20 protein-coding genes and 1 other annotated feature (1 of these 21 cut by a window edge) are annotated in these 15,644 nt (G+C 62.0%); of the genes, 14 read left to right on the forward strand and 6 right to left on the reverse strand.

The features are described 5' to 3' along the window. Window positions 1-179: a binding site (T-box leader), on the forward strand (it extends 82 nt beyond the left edge of the window). A 61-nt stretch (window positions 180-240) separates the two neighbouring features. Genes NE562_RS03595 through NE562_RS03630 form a run of 8 tightly spaced genes read left to right on the forward strand, consistent with a single transcriptional unit; the run spans window position 241 to window position 6,972 of the window. Then, window positions 241-1,701: an anthranilate synthase component I family protein gene (locus NE562_RS03595; RefSeq protein WP_280961024.1), complete on the forward strand. Its 1,461-nt coding sequence runs from the start codon at window positions 241-243 to the stop codon at window positions 1,699-1,701. Continuing rightward, the gene (locus NE562_RS03600) at window positions 1,698-2,285 is read left to right on the forward strand and encodes an anthranilate synthase component II (RefSeq protein WP_280961025.1); all 588 of its coding nucleotides are present in this window, start codon (window positions 1,698-1,700) and stop codon (window positions 2,283-2,285) included. The genes NE562_RS03595 and NE562_RS03600 overlap by 4 nt, the downstream gene beginning before the upstream one ends. Continuing rightward, window positions 2,285-3,301, forward strand: coding sequence for an anthranilate phosphoribosyltransferase (trpD, locus tag NE562_RS03605; protein WP_280961052.1), 1,017 nt, complete (start codon window positions 2,285-2,287; stop codon window positions 3,299-3,301). The genes NE562_RS03600 and trpD overlap by 1 nt, the downstream gene beginning before the upstream one ends. Continuing rightward, window positions 3,298-4,080: an indole-3-glycerol phosphate synthase TrpC gene (gene trpC, locus NE562_RS03610; RefSeq protein WP_280961026.1), complete on the forward strand. Its 783-nt coding sequence runs from the start codon at window positions 3,298-3,300 to the stop codon at window positions 4,078-4,080. Before trpD ends, trpC begins: the two co-directional genes overlap by 4 nt. Continuing rightward, window positions 4,077-4,688 carry a phosphoribosylanthranilate isomerase gene (locus NE562_RS03615; protein ID WP_280961027.1) on the forward strand — a complete coding sequence of 204 codons (612 nt, stop codon included), beginning with the start codon at window positions 4,077-4,079 and terminating at the stop codon, window positions 4,686-4,688. Before trpC ends, NE562_RS03615 begins: the two co-directional genes overlap by 4 nt. Further along, complete coding sequence (trpB, locus tag NE562_RS03620; RefSeq protein WP_280961028.1) at window positions 4,685-5,869, forward strand: tryptophan synthase subunit beta; 1,185 nt, start codon at window positions 4,685-4,687, stop codon at window positions 5,867-5,869. Before NE562_RS03615 ends, trpB begins: the two co-directional genes overlap by 4 nt. After that, on the forward strand, window positions 5,862-6,641 hold the full coding sequence (trpA, locus tag NE562_RS03625) for a tryptophan synthase subunit alpha (protein ID WP_280961029.1): 780 nt from the start codon (window positions 5,862-5,864) through the stop codon (window positions 6,639-6,641). The genes trpB and trpA overlap by 8 nt, the downstream gene beginning before the upstream one ends. Before the next feature lies 1 nt (window position 6,642). Then, window positions 6,643-6,972, forward strand: a complete 330-nt coding sequence (locus NE562_RS03630) for a cupin domain-containing protein (RefSeq protein WP_280961030.1) — start codon at window positions 6,643-6,645, stop codon at window positions 6,970-6,972. Between the two features lie 178 nt (window positions 6,973-7,150). Here the strand turns inward: NE562_RS03630 and NE562_RS03635 are convergent, their stop codons facing one another. Then, window positions 7,151-7,828 carry a TIGR00266 family protein gene (locus NE562_RS03635; protein ID WP_280961031.1) on the reverse strand — a complete coding sequence of 226 codons (678 nt, stop codon included), beginning with the start codon at window positions 7,826-7,828 and terminating at the stop codon, window positions 7,151-7,153. Between the two features lie 149 nt (window positions 7,829-7,977). On the opposite strand from NE562_RS03635, the gene NE562_RS03640 reads away from it, so the two are divergent. After that, window positions 7,978-8,526, forward strand: coding sequence for a GerMN domain-containing protein (locus NE562_RS03640; RefSeq protein WP_280961032.1), 549 nt, complete (start codon window positions 7,978-7,980; stop codon window positions 8,524-8,526). A gap of 182 nt (window positions 8,527-8,708) precedes the next feature. On the opposite strand, the gene NE562_RS03645 is transcribed toward NE562_RS03640, so the two are convergent. From NE562_RS03645 to NE562_RS03665, 5 genes are read right to left on the reverse strand one after another with little or no spacing between them, the layout of a single operon-like run. Further along, window positions 8,709-8,966: a TfoX/Sxy family protein gene (locus NE562_RS03645; protein WP_280961033.1), complete on the reverse strand. Its 258-nt coding sequence runs from the start codon at window positions 8,964-8,966 to the stop codon at window positions 8,709-8,711. Continuing rightward, entirely contained in the window at window positions 8,959-9,624 is a 666-nt protein-coding gene (gene thiE, locus NE562_RS03650) for a thiamine phosphate synthase (RefSeq protein ID WP_280961034.1), read from the reverse strand. Before thiE ends, NE562_RS03645 begins: the two co-directional genes overlap by 8 nt. Beyond that, entirely contained in the window at window positions 9,621-10,343 is a 723-nt protein-coding gene (locus NE562_RS03655) for a nitrilase-related carbon-nitrogen hydrolase (protein WP_280961035.1), read from the reverse strand. Before NE562_RS03655 ends, thiE begins: the two co-directional genes overlap by 4 nt. A 1-nt stretch (window position 10,344) precedes the next feature. Next, window positions 10,345-10,815 carry a YbaK/EbsC family protein gene (locus NE562_RS03660; protein ID WP_280961036.1) on the reverse strand — a complete coding sequence of 157 codons (471 nt, stop codon included), beginning with the start codon at window positions 10,813-10,815 and terminating at the stop codon, window positions 10,345-10,347. Window positions 10,816-10,841: 26 nt separating this feature from the next. Then, complete coding sequence (locus NE562_RS03665) at window positions 10,842-11,357, reverse strand: DUF1836 domain-containing protein (RefSeq protein WP_280961037.1); 516 nt, start codon at window positions 11,355-11,357, stop codon at window positions 10,842-10,844. A gap of 159 nt (window positions 11,358-11,516) precedes the next feature. Between NE562_RS03665 and NE562_RS03670 the strand changes: the two genes are divergently transcribed. From NE562_RS03670 to NE562_RS03690, 5 genes are all read left to right on the forward strand, one after another. After that, complete coding sequence (locus NE562_RS03670) at window positions 11,517-12,752, forward strand: polysaccharide deacetylase family protein (protein WP_280961038.1); 1,236 nt, start codon at window positions 11,517-11,519, stop codon at window positions 12,750-12,752. 166 nt (window positions 12,753-12,918) lie between these two features. After that, window positions 12,919-13,575 (forward strand): PAQR family membrane homeostasis protein TrhA, encoded by a 657-nt coding sequence (gene trhA / locus NE562_RS03675; RefSeq protein ID WP_280961039.1) that lies wholly within the window; start codon window positions 12,919-12,921, stop codon window positions 13,573-13,575. Window positions 13,576-13,867: 292 nt separating this feature from the next. Beyond that, the gene (locus NE562_RS03680) at window positions 13,868-14,461 is read left to right on the forward strand and encodes a hypothetical protein (protein WP_280961040.1); all 594 of its coding nucleotides are present in this window, start codon (window positions 13,868-13,870) and stop codon (window positions 14,459-14,461) included. Window positions 14,462-14,627: 166 nt separating this feature from the next. Next, window positions 14,628-15,206 carry a xanthine phosphoribosyltransferase gene (locus NE562_RS03685; protein ID WP_280961041.1) on the forward strand — a complete coding sequence of 193 codons (579 nt, stop codon included), beginning with the start codon at window positions 14,628-14,630 and terminating at the stop codon, window positions 15,204-15,206. Next, window positions 15,206-15,544, forward strand: a complete 339-nt coding sequence (locus NE562_RS03690; protein ID WP_280961042.1) for a winged helix-turn-helix domain-containing protein — start codon at window positions 15,206-15,208, stop codon at window positions 15,542-15,544. The genes NE562_RS03685 and NE562_RS03690 overlap by 1 nt, the downstream gene beginning before the upstream one ends. Window positions 15,545-15,644: the final 100 nt, after the last annotated feature.

The raw sequence follows: 15,644 nt of genomic DNA on the forward strand, positions 1-15,644 counted from the left end.
GGACGTTCCGAATGGACCTGTGAGGGCAGCCCCAAACCCGTTGTTTCTTCGGGGAGTAGGCGCTGACGGGGTTCCCGCCGTTACCATGGGAGGGCGCGTGTCGGCGCGTCTGTAGAGCGGGCGTTTTTTATAACGTCAATTTGGGTGGTACCGCAGAAGTTTCGGCTTTTGTCCCATGATGCAATTTTGCACCATGAGGACGAAGGCTTTTTTTTATTGCCATTTTTGGAGGGATAACGCATGATAACGCCAAACGCAGACGCGATTTTAGCGCTGGCAAAGGAGTATACGACCATTCCGGTCTCGCGCGAGGTTTACGCCGACGTTGCGACGCCGATCGCCCTTTTGCGGCGGCTGCAACAAAAATCAAACCGGTTTTTCCTGCTTGAAAGCGTGGAGGGCGGCGAAAAATGGGCGCGTTACTCCTTTCTGGGCTACGACCCGGTGCTGCGCGCCCGTTGCAAAAGCGGCGTGGTCACGCTGGAAGGCGCGCAAAACCGCACGGTGGAGACGGATAAACCGCTGGATGTGCTGCGCGAAACGCTGGATCAGTACCGTTCGCCCCGGATCGAGGGCCTGCCCCCGTTCACGGGCGGCTTCGTCGGCTACTTCGCCTACGCGATGATCGGCTACGCCGAACCGACGCTTACGGTGGGGCGCGGCGATTGGGACGATTTCGATCTGCTGCTGTTCGACAAGGTGATCGCGTACGACCATTTGAAGCAGAAGATCGTGCTGATCGCCAACATGAAGACCGACAACGTGCTGGAAAACTACGGCAAGGCCTGCGCCGAGCTGGAAAGCATGGCCGCGCTGGTGGGCGACCAAACGCCGCTGCCCGCGGCGCGCGCGGCGGAAAAGCCGCGGTTCACCTGCAACCTAACCGAGGAAGCGTACGGGGAGATCGTAAACCGGACGCGCGAGCATATCTTTGACGGCGACATTTTTCAGGCCGTGCAGTCGCGGCAATTCACGGCCCCGTACGCGGGCAGCCTGCTTTCCGCCTACCGCGTGCTGCGCACGACCAACCCTTCGCCCTATATGGTGTTCCTTTCGATCGATGGGGATGAGATCATGTGCTCCTCGCCCGAAACGCTGGTGCGCTTGCAGGACGGACGGCTGACGACCTTCCCCGTGGCGGGCTCCCGCCCGCGCGGCGCGACGGAAGCCGAGGACAAGGCGCTCGAAGCCGAGCTGCTTCGCGATGAAAAGGAGCTTTCCGAGCACAACATGCTGGTCGATCTGGGGCGGAACGATCTGGGCCGCGTATCAAAGGTCGGCACGGTCGATGTGACCGAGTACATGATGGTGCACCGTTACTCCAAGATCATGCACATCTGCTCGCAGGTGGAGGGCGACATCCGCGCGGACCGCGACGCGCTTTCGGCCATCGAGGCGGTGCTGCCCGCGGGCACGCTGTCCGGCGCGCCCAAGATCCGGGCGTGCGAGATCATTGAGGAATTGGAGCCCGTGCCGCGCGGCGTGTACGGCGGCGCGCTGGGCTATCTGGATTTCACGGGCAATATGGATACCTGCATCGCCATTCGCATGGCGGCCAAAAAGAACGGCACGGTTACGGTGCAGGCGGGCGGCGGCATCGTCGCGGATTCCGTGCCCGCAAGCGAATATCAGGAAAGCGCGAACAAGGCGCGCGCGGTGATGGACGCGCTGGAGCGCGCATCGGAGGTGGACGACGGATGATACTGCTGATCGATAATTACGATTCCTTTTCCTATAACCTGTACCAGCAGGCGGCGGCGATTAAGCCGGATATCCGCGTGGTGCGAAACGACGCGGTGACGGAGGAGGAGATCGAGGAGATGAACCCCTCGCACATTCTGCTTTCGCCCGGCCCGGGCTACCCGAAGGACGCGGGCGTGTGCGAGCGGGTGGTGCAAAAGCTTGGCGGCCGCATCCCGATCTTGGGCGTGTGCCTTGGCCATCAGGCCATTTGCGAAGTGTTCGGCGCGGAGATTGTGCACGCGAAGCAGCTGATGCACGGCAAAAAAAGCACGATCGAGGTCGACGCGGCGGACCCGCTTTTCCACGGCCTGCCGCGCGGGCTCGAGGTGGCGCGCTATCACTCGCTGGTGGCAAAGCCGGAAAGCATGCCGGAAGTCCTTACCGTTTTGGCGCGCGATGCGAACGGCGAGATCATGGCCGTTCGTCACCGCGAACAGCCGGTTTACGGCGTGCAGTTTCACCCGGAATCGATTTTGACGCCGTTAGGCGATACGATTATGAGAAACTTTCTTACCATGTCAGTTGAGGAGGCAATACAGTGATGATGCAGCAAGCGATACACGAGGCCATCAACGGCCACGATCTGGATTATGCGACGGCCCGCGCGGCCATGGAACAAATGATGGAGGGCACCGCCACCGAAATCGAGATGGCGACCCTGCTGACCGCCCTGCGCATGAAGGGCGAAACGATCACCGAGATCACGGCCTGCGCCGAGGTCATGCGAGAAAAGGGCGCGCACATCGAGCCGAAGGGCGCGGTGATGGATATCGTCGGCACCGGCGGGGACGAGGTCGGCTCGTTCAATATCTCGACCACGGCGGCCTTTGTCGCGGCGGCGGGCGGCGTGCCAATCGCCAAGCACGGCAACCGCTCGGTTTCGTCCAAGTCGGGCGCGGCGGACGTGCTGGAAACGCTGGGCGTGGCGCTCGATCTCAGCCCGGCGCAGAACGAGCGGGTGCTCGCGGAGACCGGCATCTGCTTTCTGTTCGCGCAGGGCTACCACAAATCGATGAAAAACGTCGCCCCGGTGCGCAAGGGCATGCGCGAGCGCACGCTCTTCAACGTGCTCGGACCGCTGTCCAACCCGGCGCGCGCGACCATGCAGCTGCTCGGCGTGTACGATGAAAAGCTTGTATTGCCGATGGCGCAGGTGCTTTCCAATCTGGGCGTGACGCGCGGCATGGTCGTATGCGGCGGCGGTATGGACGAGGCGAGCCTTTTGGGCGAGAACCACGTGTGCGAAATTCGCTTCGGCAAGCTTTCGCCGTATTCGTTCCGGCCCGGCGATCTGGGCCTTCAAAACTGCACGGTGGACGATCTGCGCGGCGGCCTGCCCGCGGAAAACGCGGTTATCACGCGAAACGTTCTTTCCGGCAAGGAGCGGGGCGCCAAGCGGGAGGAAATATTGCTCAACGCGGGCATCGCCCTGTACCTCGGCATCGACGGCTACGAGCTGACCGACGGGATCGCGCGGGCCGCCGAGCTGATTGACAGCGGCAAGGCGTACCAAAAGCTCGAACAATTCATTCGGGCGACGCAGGAGGTGTCCGCGTGATCTTAGACGAACTGGCGCGCCACGCGCAGGAGCGCGTGGCCGAAGCGAAGAAAGCGGTATCTCTTGCGGAGATCATGGCCAAAGCGAAGGCCCTGCCGAAGGGTGATTTCCGCTTTGAAAAGGCGCTTGCCGGGAAGAACGCTTCCTTTATCTGCGAGGTCAAGAAGGCCTCGCCCTCTAAGGGCGTGATCGACGAGCAGTTCGACTATCTGGCCACCGCCATGCTGTACGAGGACGCGGGCGCGGACTGCGTTTCCGTGCTGACCGAGCCCAAATGGTTTTTGGGCTCGAACGATATTTTCCGCGCGATCCGCTTGGCGGTCGACCTGCCGCTGCTGCGCAAGGATTTTACGGTCGATGAATACCAGATCTACGAAGCCAAGTGCATGGGCGCGGACGCGGTGCTGCTCATTTGCGCGCTGCTAGATACCGAAACGCTGCGGCGCTATCTCGCCGTGTGCGACGGACTGGGCCTTTCCGCGCTGGTCGAAGCGCACGACGAGGGGGAGCTATCCTCCGCCGTGCGGGCGGGCGCGCGGGTGATCGGCGTGAACAACCGCAATTTAAAGGATTTTTCGGTCGACCTGACCAACGCGGCCCGGCTGCGCGGCATGGCCCCGGCGGGCACGGTGTTCGTGGCGGAAAGCGGCGTGGCCTCGCCCGAGGACGCGGCGGCGCTGCGCCGGGCCGGGGCGGACGCGCTGCTCGTGGGCGAATACCTGATGCGCGCGCTCGATAAGGAGGGCGCGCTGAAAGGCCTGAAAGAGGCGGTGCGATGAAGCTGAAATTCTGCGGCCTGACGCGCGAGGCCGATATTGAGGCGGCGAACGAGACCGGGCCGGATTATATCGGCTTTGTGTTCGCGGAAAGCCGCCGCCGCGTGTCCGATTTGGACGCGGCGCGTTTAAAAGCGCGGCTGGACCCGGCGATAAAGGCGGTGGGCGTGTTTGTAAACGACACGCCGGAACACATTGCCGCGCTCGCGGGCGAGGGGATCATAGCGCTTGCCCAGCTGCACGGCGACGAGGACGCGCGCGTGATCGAGCGCCTGCGCCGTTTGACCGACGTGCCGCTCATCAAGGCGGTGCGCGTGAAAACGCGCGCGGATATCGAAAGGGCGCTTGCGCTGCCGGTCGATTACCTGCTGCTCGATACTTATGTGGGCCACGCCTACGGGGGCAGCGGCAAAGCGTTCGATTGGTCGCTGATCGGCGATATCCCGAAGCCCTATTTTCTCGCGGGCGGGCTGCGGCCGGAGAATTTGGAACAGGCGCTGCGAACGGGCGCGTACGCGCTCGACCTATCGAGCGGCATTGAAACAAACGGCGTGAAGGACCCCGCGAAAATGCGCGCCGTCGCGGAACGAGTAAGGAGAGTAAGACCATGAGTAAAGGACGCTTCGGCGTGCACGGCGGACAGTATATCCCCGAAACGCTGATGAACGCGGTCATCGAGCTGGAACAGGCGTATGACCGTTATAAAAACGACCCGGACTTTAACCGGGAGCTGACAGATCTTTTGAACAACTACGCGGGCCGCCCCTCGCGCCTGTATTACGCCGCGCATATGACGGAAAAGCTCGGCGGCGCGAAGATATATTTAAAGCGCGAGGATTTGAACCACACGGGCGCGCACAAGATCAACAACGTGCTGGGGCAGGTGCTGCTCGCTAAAAAGATGGGCAAGACCCGCGTGATCGCGGAGACCGGCGCGGGCCAGCACGGCGTGGCCACCGCCACCGCCGCCGCGCTGATGGGGCTGGAGTGCGAGGTGTTCATGGGCCGCGAGGACACCGAGCGGCAGGCGCTGAACGTGTACCGTATGCGGCTGCTGGGAGCCGCGGTGCACCCGGTGGACGCGGGAACGGCCACCTTAAAGGACGCGGTGTCCGAAACCATGCGCGAGTGGACCTCGCGCATCGAGGATACGCATTATGTGCTCGGCTCCTGCATGGGGCCGCACCCCTTTCCGACCACTGTCCGCGATTTTCAGGCCGTTATCTCCAAGGAAATCCGCGAGCAGTGCATGGAGCGGGAAGGCCGCCTGCCGGACGCGGTGCTGGCCTGCGTGGGCGGCGGCTCGAACGCGATCGGCGCGTTTTATCACTTTATCGGGGATAAGAACGTGCGCCTGATCGGCTGCGAAGCGGCCGGACGCGGGGTGAGCACCGCCGAGACCGCCGCGACCATCGCGACCGGGCGGCTCGGCATTTTCCACGGCATGAAAAGCTATTTCTGTCAGGACGGGTACGGCCAGATCGCGCCGGTCTACTCCATTTCGGCGGGGCTGGACTATCCGGGCATTGGCCCGGAGCACGCGCATTTGCACGATACCGGCCGCGCTGAGTACGTCGCCGTGACGGACGACGAAGCGGTTGACGCGTTCGAGTACCTGTCCCGCACGGAGGGCGTCATACCGGCCATCGAATCGGCGCACGCGGTCGCGCACGCGATGAAGCTCGCGCCCACGATGGGCCGCGAACAAATCATTGTTATCAACCTGTCCGGCCGCGGCGACAAGGACGTGGCCGCGATCGCGCGGTATCGCGGGGAGGATCTGCATGAGTAACATAAAAGCCGCCTTTGCAAACGGCAAGGCGTTCATTCCCTTTGTCACCTGCGGCGATCCGTCGCTTGAAACGACCGAGCGGCTCGTATACGCCATGGCGGAGGCGGGGGCCGATCTGATCGAGCTGGGCATCCCGTTTTCCGATCCCACGGCGGAAGGCCCGGTCATTCAGGCGGCGAACGTGCGGGCGCTCGCGCGCGGCGCGACGACGGATAAGATTTTCGACATGGCGCGCCGCATCCGTCAAAAGATAGAAACGCCGATGGTGTTCATGACCTATGCGAACGTTGTTTTCTCCTATGGCGCGGAGCGGTTCATCCGCACCGCCGCCGAGATCGGCATGGACGGCCTGATCCTGCCCGACCTGCCCTTTGAGGAAAAGGAGGAGTTTAGCCCGCTGTGCAAGAGATATGGCCTTGATCTGGTCTCGCTGATCGCGCCGACCTCGCGCGAGCGCGCGCGCCGCATCGCAAGAGAGGCCGACGGCTTTGTCTACTGCGTTTCCTCGTTGGGCGTGACCGGCGAGCGCGCGGCCATCACGACCGACATCGGCGCGATGGTGCGGCTGGTCAAGGAGGAAAAGGACATTCCCTGCGCGGTCGGCTTTGGCATTTCCACCCCGGCGCAGGCAAAAAAAATGGCCGCCCAGTCGGACGGCGCGATCGTCGGCTCGGCGATCGTGAAGCTGTGCGCGCGGTACGGGGCGGACTGTGTGGAACCCGTCGCGCGGTATGTGCGCGAAATGAAGGCCGCCGTCCGCGAGGCGAACTGAGATGGAACAGAAATTTGTGACCCCGCCGAACCACTTCGGCTTCCACGCGGCGCGCCTGTTCGGCGAGCAGGGGCTGCTGCTGGACGGCTCGGTCGCCTATATCGAGCCGGGCGGCGGCGGGCCGGAGCCCGCGCATACCCACGAAACCGATCATTTGTTTTATGTGATCGAGGGCGAACTGGCCGTGCGGTGCGGCGGCGAAACGATCACGATCCGCGCGGGCGAAGCGCGCCGCGTGCCGGGCGCCGTGCCGCACGCGACCCAGAACCCGGGCGCGCAGATCGCCAAGGTGCTCGGCCTGACCGTCGCCCCGGCGCGCGGGGATGCGTAGGACAAATGCGATAGGCGCGGCCGCGGGTGTAGGGCCGCGTGACCTCACGCGGCCGCGCGCGAAGCCGCCGTTCACAGCATTTCAGACATCCGGTATTGCGTCCCCGCGCATAGTAAAAAAACACAGGAGCGGCGCGCGCCGCTCCTGTGTTTGATGGAAGGGTCAATAGGGCGCGGCGTTAGCCGTTGCCCGTCGGGATGAACGGGCGGATGGCGGCGGCCACGCCGGAGATCGGCATGGTTTGCAGCCAGACCTTGCCCGGGCCGGTCAGCACGGTGTTGAACAGCCCTTCGCCGCCGAGCAGCTTGTTTTTCAGGCCCGGCACCTGCTGGATATCGATCGACACGCCGTTTTCAAAGCCCGCCACGTTGCCGGTGTCCACCACGAGCTGCTGGCCGGCGGCCAGCTCATATTCGACCAGCTCGCCGTCGATCTCGGCAAAGGCCGTGCCCGAGCCGGAAAGGCGCTGCATGATGAAGCCTTCGCCGCCGAAGAAGCCCGCGCCCATCTTTTTATTGAAATGGATGGAAAGCTCCACGCTGGTTTCGGAAGCGAGAAAGGCGTTTTTCTGCAAGATCATATCGTGACCGGGCGTGATGGTAAGCGGCAGGATCTTGCCGGGAAAGCTGGAACCGAACGCGATCATGCCCGCGCCTTTCGCGGTGTATATGTTCTGGAACATGCTTTCACCCGAAAACGCCTTGGAAAACATTTTGCCAAGGCCGCCGCCTCGGGTCTCCATCGCCATGTTGGGGGTCATCCAGACCATCGAGCCTTTCTCGGTGATCATCTGCTCGCCGTCCGCCAGCTGGCAGACCACGACCGGGAACACGCCGCCTTTGATTTCGTAATTCATACATTGCCTCCTTCTCGTTTGGCCGATCATAGCTTTGCTGTGGCTTTATCATACGCGAGCCGCCGCGCGAAGTCAAGTAGGGGAACCGGACTTGTATTGATACCGTCTAATATGGTAGAATAGAATAACAGGAGAGGAGGCGTTTTCTTATGAAAAAACGTACTTGGATCATCGTGCTTGCTGTTATCGTGGCCGTCGCGGCTTGCGTGGGCATATACTTTGCCGTCCGCGGGGACGGACAGCCGCAGCCGCCGGATCAGCCGGGGCCGGGCACGGTCGAGCCGCAGCCGGGGCAGAACGACAAGCCGGGCAAAACCGTTTCGGTCGTCGTTTACGTGCCGGATGAACAGTCCGAGGTGCTCACGCCGGTCGGCGCGGAAGCGGCGGACGATTCCGATCAGGCGCTGGTGGACGCGCTGGTGTCCGTGGGCGGCCTGCCCGAGGGCTGCGAAGCGCTTGGCAGCGAGACCGTCAAGGAGGGCGGCGCGACGACGCTGAAGCTCGATATGAACGCGGTGTACGGCAACGCGGTGCGCTCTTCCGGCACGGCGGGCGAGACCATGCTGGTCTACGCGCTGGTCAACTCGTTCATTCAGGCGCGCGGGGTGGATAATGTGCTGCTCACCGTCGAGGGCGAGGCGCTGCAAAGCGGGCACGAGGTGTACGATTATCCGCTGGAAATGGATCACACATCGTAACCAAAAACAAAAGGCCTGTTGCGTAATAAAGAATACTCAAATATTTGTCATTCTGAGGAGCAAAGCGACGAAGAATCTCGCGCGAACGCGCGATTTCTCACGCATATTCCGCGCGTTCGCGTGAGATTCTTCACTTCGTTCAGAATGACAACCGAGTATTTTTATTACGCAACAGGCCTTTTTTACAATTTGTGCGCCTGATAAAAGGCGCGGAGGTCCTTCATGGTCTCGGGCGGCAGGTCGGCCTTCTTAACGCCGCGGATCGCGCCTTCCAGCCCCAGCAGGCGGTTGATGCACGCGGAAGCGTCCCGCTGCTGTAAGCGCAGCCACGCTTCCTTCGCGCCCAGCTCGGCCAGCGTGGCGTAATCGGGAACGCCCGCCTCGATCAGCTGCTGTTCGGTATCCTTGCCGATATTCGGCAGCTTTGACAGTTCACCCATGCATATCCTCCTTTCGCATACGCAGCACGCCGCCGCGCAATGTTTCGGCGGCCAGACGCGGGTCCTCGGCCTTCATGACGGCGGAAACAACCGCCACGCCCGCGATCGGGCTGTTTGCGAGCACGCCCATGTTGTCCGCCGTCAGCCCGCCGATCGCAATGACCGGAATGGGCACGGCGCGGCAAATGGCGTTCAGCGTTTCCACGGGCGTGATCTTGGTGGTCACGTGCGTCGTCGTCGGGTAGACCGCGCCGGTGCCTAGGTAATCCGCGCCCTGCGCGTAGGCGGAAACCGCGGCTTCTATGGTTTTCGCCGTCGCGCCGACGATCTTGTCCGGCCCGAGCAGCCGCCGCACCGCCTCAACCGGCAGATCCTCCGCGCCGACATGCACGCCCGCCGCGTCGCAGGCAAGGGCGACGTCGGCCCGGTCGTCGATAATCAGGGGAACGCCGTACCGGTCGGTCACGGCCTTGACGCGCTCGGCAAGCGCCAGATAGGCGCGGCCGCCCGCGTCCTTTTCGCGCAGCTGCACGAGCGTTGCGCCGCCCGCAAGGGCTTCGTCCACCGTGGCGAGCAGCGAATCCGCCGTATGGTAGGTGCTGTCGGTGATCAGGTACAGGGTGGGGTCGAATTGCATAACGAGGTCCCTTTCTTTCATAGCGTTATGGTGAGTAGGGCTTCGCCCTCTGTCAGCGCGCCGAGCGGTTCGCCGCTGGGCGCGAACGCCGCGGTGCAGCCGGTGAACAGGCCGCGCGCAAATTGGTCCACGCCCAGCGTGGGCAGCCCGGTTTCGATCGCGCGGGCGGCGAGCAGCGTGCGCCATTGCAAAGCCTTGTGCGCGCCCGCCATCCAGCCGGCGGGCACGTAGAGCAGCTCCGCACCGCGCGCCTTCTGCTCCGCCGCGAGGGCGGGGAAGCGCAATTCGTAGCAGGTGAGTACGCCCAGCCTGCCGGGCGGCGTTTCGATCGGCTCGAACGGCTGCCCGCCCGCGCGCAGCGCGGCGGATTCGGGCTGCGGGCCTCGGTCGAACAGCTTTTGCTTGCGGTAGGCCCCGCGCCGCTTGCCGGTGTCGTCCAAAACCACCGCCGTGTTATAGGGCGCGCCGCCGTCCGGCGCGTCCTCGAACAGGCCGCAGGCGAGCCATAGGCCGTTTGCCCGGCACAGGCGGGAAAGCGCCGCGGCAAAGGGGCCGTCCAGCGGCTCCGCCGCTTGCTGAAATAGAGAACGCTGGTTCACTTTTGCATAAAACATGCTGTATTCCGGCAAAAACAGCATGGATGCGCCGTTTTTCGCGGCCTCTTCCGCGAAAGCCGAAATGCGGCGAAGGTTCAGCGCTTTATCCGGCAAGGCGCCGAATTGGGCGAGCGAAACCTTCATCTTACTGCCAGCCCTTGCACACGTCGATCCACCCGGCGCTGGCCGAGAAGGTCTCTAACTCACCGATGGACAGCTCGATGGCCGAGTTGGCGGAGCCGCACGCGGGGAATACGGTATCGAACCGGCGGAGCGACTCGTCGAGGTAAACGGCCACGCCGTCGTTCACGCCGAAGGGGCACACGCCGCCTACGCCGTGGCCAATCTCGGGTTCGACCTCGTCCGCCGCGAGCATCTTGGCCTTGCAGCCGAACCGGGCCTTGTACTTGGGGTTGTCCACCTTGGCGTCGCCCGCGGCGACGATCAAAACGCACCCTTCGCCCACGCGGAAGGAAAGCGTTTTGGCAATGCGCGCGGGTTCGCAGTGCGCGGCCTCGGCCGCAAGCTCCACCGTGGCCGAGGAGGTGGGAAATTCAATGGCGCGGCCAGCCGCGCCGAACCGCTTTAAATAGTCCTTTGCTTTTTCGATCGACATGTCGGTTTTGTTCCTCCCGTTTTTTGTTATGCGTCCGCGCCGTCGATGAGCTGTTCGCACAGGCGGCGCAGGTAGTCGGAAAGCGCGGTCAGCGTCAGGCAGGCGACAAGGCGCTCGTTCGGGTCGTCCAGCCCGGCGGGCAGGCATTCGGTCAGCGCCGGGGGCGCTTTTTCGCGCATTTCCTCCTTGCTGCGGAGCAGCCGGGCGTAGCAGGCTTCAAAATCCACGTCGTCCCGGCCGGTCAGCGCCTTGACGTCGCTCAGCAGCAGCGTTTGCTTGAGATGGTAGATGCAAAGCAGCTGCATGATCTGCTGGCGGGAATATTTTTTGCCCTTCACGGGCGTTAAAAGCCCTTCTTTGGAATAGTTGTGCACCATGGTCTTGGTCAGCGGCTTGTCCGACGGCGCGCGCAGCGACGCGGAAAGCCCCTCGTCGAACAGGGCGAGCACCTGATCCATATAAAGGTCGAGCCTTGGCACGTCCTCCGGCGCGATGTCGCGGTCGGAAAAGACGGCGTGCAAAAGCTGTTTCAGCTCGGTCATTACCCTTCACCTCGTTTTCTTTTTCATTATAAACGATTGTTTCCCTCCGCGCAAGCGGGTGGACATCGAAGCCTTCCCGTGGTATACTGGTAAGCATATGGAAACGCGGCCCGCCCCGGCACAGGGGGCGGCATATTCAAAAAGGGGACTGGAAAATCAATGAAAGCAAAGTGGCTAAAGCTGATCAGCTGCGCGGTGATTTGCTGTACGATGCTCGTGTCGTTCGGCACCTGTGAGGCGGCGGATACCAAACTGCCTATATTAATGTATCACGACCTGACCGAGGACCCGGCAAAGACCAACAGCATGACCATCACCGGCGAACGCTTCCGCATGGATATGGAGTATTTGCAGCAATTCGGCTATACCGCGCTGCTGCCTTCCGATTTGATCGATATCAAAAACGGCGTGCGCGAAATGCCGGAAAAGCCGATCATGATCACGTTCGACGACGGCTACCGCTCCAACTACACCATCGCTTACCCCGTTTTGCAGCAGACCGGCATGAAGGCCGCCATCGCGGTGATCGCGTACAACATGCAGACGGAAAATGCCGCCTTGGCGGACCGGCACGCCCTGACGTGGGAAGAAATCTATGAAATGGCGCAGAGCGGCATCGTCGAGATCGGCTCGCATACATATAACCTGCACAACCCGCAGTATAAGGGCAATTCCTCGCCAAACGGGATCGACGGCGTACAGCGCCTTTCCGGCGAATCGCAAAGCGGGTACCACGCCCGCGTGGGCGCGGACCTCAACATGGCGATCGCGATGATCACCCAGCACACCGGACAGCAGAAGGTGAACTATTTTTCCTATCCCTTCGGCGCGTACGACAGCTACATGCAGCAGCTGCTGGACGAAATGGGCGTTTCGGTGAGCACGCTGACCAACCCCGGCGTTGCCAATATCGCCACCGGCCTGCACCGCCTGCCGCGCTACCGCATCACGATGGAGCAGCCGGTTTCCGCGCTGCTGCGGCAGAGCGAAATCGCCGTGCCCGCGCTGAGCAAGGTATCGGTCAACGGCGTGCCCGCCAGCCTGCCCGCGTACATGATCGGCGGCAGCAACTATGTGCGCGTGCGCGACGTGGCCGCGCTGCTCGCCGGTTCGGCGGCCGGGTTCGACGTGCAGTGGAACGCGGCGGCGGGCCGGGTCGAACTGACCTCCTTCACGGCCTATACGCCCCTCGGCTCGGAAAACGCCGTGCTCCCGGCGGAGAGCAAAACCGTATCCTCCGTGACCGAGCCCACCGTTGTGGACGGCATTTCGTACATGACCGCCGCGTTCAATATCGGCGGCAACTCGTTCTATAAGCTGCGCAGCCTTGGCGACCTTTGCGGTTTCCTTGTCGATTGGGACGCGGAAACGCAGACGGTCAACATCACCAGCTGAACTATTTTTGAAACTTCCATACACCCGTGAAACTCGCGGGTGTATTTTTTTTACAGCGTGGCATAATGAATTTACAAATCAGGTCTTGTATTTTTCTGAGAAAGTAGTATTATAGAAGATAAGAAGTAGTTTTAAAAACCACATTAGTTCCTTGGGAGGGATTTTCATGCCGCGCGCATTTTTAAAAGCAAGGGAGCCGTTCTCCAGCTATTCGCATTTCGTAGGGGCGGTGCTGTCGGTCGGCGGGCTGTTGGTCATGCTGCTCCGGCTGCTGTTTGACTATTCCGTCACCGGGCAAATGGCCGCGGCCGCGGTCGTTTTTTGCCTGTCGCTGATCGCGCTTTACTCGGCCAGCAGCGTGTACCATTACTGGACGCGGGGGGCCGCCGCGCTCAAGCGCCTGAAAAAGCTCGATCACAGCATGATCTATGTGCTGATCGCGGGCAGCTACACCCCCATCATCCTGCGCTATATGGACCGGCCCCAGAGCTATGTGTTCATCGGCGCGATCTGGGCCATCGCGCTGGCCGGTATCGCGATCAAGCTGCTCTGGATCGACGCGCCGCGCCTGATCGGCACGGTGCTGTATCTGCTGCTCGGCTGGGCGATCGCGTTTGATTTCCACGTGGTGCTGGCCATGCCCGCGCCCGCCATCGCGCTGCTCGCGGCGGGGGGCGTGTCCTACACGATCGGCGGCGTCATTTATATCATGAAAAAGCCCAATCTGGGAGAAATATTGGGCTTTCACGAACTGTTTCACCTTTTTGTGATCGCGGGCAGTGTGTGCCATTACATGATGGTATTTCTATATGTGGTACGTTAAGCCTGCGTGAAACCGGTTTCACCGCGCAAAATTCACCAAAAATCGACGGCTGGCAAAATAATACTGACTAAATCCGTCCGCGCGCGCCGGAAGAAAACTGCAACTAGTGCACAAAAAACGCGGCAATATACGGAAAACATTTGAAAAACCCGGGGCAAACTTACCAAATCTGGCCAAACGCCATTGCAACGCCGCGCGGGCGCATGTTAAAATGTATCCCAAGAACAAGCGATATGGACAATAATCGTGTCAAACAACAGTGATAAAGTCGCTTCAAAGGAATGTGTGATATATGAAACAAGCGTTGCAAAAGGAAACCGCTGTCGCGATCCGCACGGATTCGCGCGAGGGCTGGCGCCTTTGGCGCACGATCGACGCGGAGAACCAAGCGGAGTACGTGCTTTCCTCGCGCGAAAACAGCGCGTGCGCGGCGGAAGTGATGGGCGAGGCGATCTCGGCCCTGCTCGAAGGTATGAGCGTGGCCCTGCTCCTGTGGGACGGGGAAGGCGAGGGCCGGTTCGGCCAGACCGTCATGCGCCGCATGGGCGACCGGTGGCCGGATTGTCGGCTGATCGCGCGCGCCGAGGGCACGGCGTTCGTCGCCATCGCGGACGACCGCAGCCACGGCGAGGTGATCGGCCAGCTGCTTGCGCTGGCCCGCCATCAGGAAAAGGCGTTTATCCGCGTTGTCGGCTACCGGGGCGCGGTCGCGCCCGAGGTGCGCTTTGCCGACCTGTTCGGCGGTTCGTTCGAGGCCGATCTGGAACTGAGCTATACGAACGCCAATAGGCCCATGCTGCGCATCCGCCGGGACAGCGCGGCCCTGAGCGATTGCGAGATTTGGAGCCGCCTGCACGCCTGCTGGAAGGCGGCCACGGCGGAATAAGAAAGCGTAAAACCAAGCGGCGGCGCCTGCGACATGCGGGCGCCGCCGTTTTGACGCGCCCGGGCGGCGACAAAAAGCGGAAAAGTCGTGAAAAATACTATACAGCGCCCGTTAAAAATGGTATGATTTTAAGTAAAGATATTATGAACGGGCAAGGAAGCGTAATATGGAACTATTGAAAGAGCGGATCAGAAAAGACGGCGTGATCAAAGAGGGAAACGTCCTAAAGGTCGATAATTTCCTGAACCACCAGATGGATATCGCGCTGTTCAACGAAATGGGCAAGGAATTTAAGCGCCGGTTCGAGGGCGTGCCGGTCGATAAGATCCTGACCATTGAAGCGTCCGGCATCGGCATCGCGGCGATCGTCGCGCAGTATTTCGGCGTGCCGGTCGTGTTTGCCAAGAAAACGCAGTCGATCAATCTGGACGGCGAAATGCTGTCCGCGCCGATCGAATCCTTCACGCACAAGCGGCAGTACGAGGTCATCGTGGCCAGCCGGTTCATCCAGCCGGGCGAAAACGTGCTGATCGTGGACGATTTTCTGGCCAACGGCTGCGCGGCCATGGGCCTGTGCCAGATCGCGGAGGCCGCCGGGGCGAACGTCGCGGGCATCGGCATCGTGATCGAAAAGGGCTTTCAGTGCGGCGGCAAAAAGCTGCGCGACCGGGGCGTGCGCGTGGAATCGCTCGCCATCGTGGACGGCATGGACTGCGAAACACAAACCGTCTATTTCAGGGACTGATGGATGGGCTGCGGTACCGCCTGACCCTGCGCCTGTACCGCGCGGACAAGAGCTTTGGCCCCGGCCCGATGCGCCTAATGCAGGGCGTGCGGGCGACCGGGTCGCTCCAACAGGCGGCGGATCAAATGGGCATGGCCTATTCCAAGGCGTGGAAAACGCTGCGGCAGGCCGAGCGGGAGCTGGGCTTCGCGCTGCTCGTCCGCCATTCCGGCGGCGCGCACGGCGGCGGCTCCGCCTTGACGGAGCAGGGGCGGGCCTTTCTGGAACGGTACGAAGCCATGGTGCGCGAGGTCGACCAAGCGGCGGAAGCCGCGTTTCAAAAATATTTCCCGGAGTGAGCGGGGTATTTGGCGAATGGAAAAGGTATTGGGAGCACCGAGCTTGTAGGGCGCGAGAAGGTGAATTGGCCGAAGGCCAAGAGAAGCTGGTCTGGACCAC

Origin of the sequence: Butyricicoccus faecihominis, from assembly GCF_024462775.1 — a bacterium.
Lineage (GTDB): Bacteria > Bacillota > Clostridia > Oscillospirales > Butyricicoccaceae > Agathobaculum > Agathobaculum faecihominis_A.

Excerpts from the sequence above, each read along its gene's own strand:
- NE562_RS03595 (WP_280961024.1), top strand. The coding sequence starts at position 241 with ATGATAACGCCAAACGCAGACGCGATTTTAGCGCTGGCAAAGGAGTAT.
- NE562_RS03600 (WP_280961025.1), top strand. The coding sequence starts at position 1,698 with ATGATACTGCTGATCGATAATTACGATTCCTTTTCCTATAACCTGTAC.
- trpD (WP_280961052.1), top strand. The coding sequence starts at position 2,285 with ATGATGCAGCAAGCGATACACGAGGCCATCAACGGCCACGATCTGGAT.
- NE562_RS03615 (WP_280961027.1), top strand. The coding sequence starts at position 4,077 with ATGAAGCTGAAATTCTGCGGCCTGACGCGCGAGGCCGATATTGAGGCG.
- trpB (WP_280961028.1), top strand. The coding sequence starts at position 4,685 with ATGAGTAAAGGACGCTTCGGCGTGCACGGCGGACAGTATATCCCCGAA.
- trpA (WP_280961029.1), top strand. The coding sequence starts at position 5,862 with ATGAGTAACATAAAAGCCGCCTTTGCAAACGGCAAGGCGTTCATTCCC.
- NE562_RS03630 (WP_280961030.1), top strand. The coding sequence starts at position 6,643 with ATGGAACAGAAATTTGTGACCCCGCCGAACCACTTCGGCTTCCACGCG.
- NE562_RS03635 (WP_280961031.1), bottom strand. The coding sequence starts at position 7,828 with ATGAATTACGAAATCAAAGGCGGCGTGTTCCCGGTCGTGGTCTGCCAG.
- NE562_RS03640 (WP_280961032.1), top strand. The coding sequence starts at position 7,978 with ATGAAAAAACGTACTTGGATCATCGTGCTTGCTGTTATCGTGGCCGTC.
- NE562_RS03645 (WP_280961033.1), bottom strand. The coding sequence starts at position 8,966 with ATGGGTGAACTGTCAAAGCTGCCGAATATCGGCAAGGATACCGAACAG.
- thiE (WP_280961034.1), bottom strand. The coding sequence starts at position 9,624 with ATGAAAGAAAGGGACCTCGTTATGCAATTCGACCCCACCCTGTACCTG.
- NE562_RS03655 (WP_280961035.1), bottom strand. The coding sequence starts at position 10,343 with ATGAAGGTTTCGCTCGCCCAATTCGGCGCCTTGCCGGATAAAGCGCTG.
- NE562_RS03660 (WP_280961036.1), bottom strand. The coding sequence starts at position 10,815 with ATGTCGATCGAAAAAGCAAAGGACTATTTAAAGCGGTTCGGCGCGGCT.
- NE562_RS03665 (WP_280961037.1), bottom strand. The coding sequence starts at position 11,357 with ATGACCGAGCTGAAACAGCTTTTGCACGCCGTCTTTTCCGACCGCGAC.
- NE562_RS03670 (WP_280961038.1), top strand. The coding sequence starts at position 11,517 with ATGAAAGCAAAGTGGCTAAAGCTGATCAGCTGCGCGGTGATTTGCTGT.
- trhA (WP_280961039.1), top strand. The coding sequence starts at position 12,919 with ATGCCGCGCGCATTTTTAAAAGCAAGGGAGCCGTTCTCCAGCTATTCG.
- NE562_RS03680 (WP_280961040.1), top strand. The coding sequence starts at position 13,868 with ATGAAACAAGCGTTGCAAAAGGAAACCGCTGTCGCGATCCGCACGGAT.
- NE562_RS03685 (WP_280961041.1), top strand. The coding sequence starts at position 14,628 with ATGGAACTATTGAAAGAGCGGATCAGAAAAGACGGCGTGATCAAAGAG.
- NE562_RS03690 (WP_280961042.1), top strand. The coding sequence starts at position 15,206 with ATGGATGGGCTGCGGTACCGCCTGACCCTGCGCCTGTACCGCGCGGAC.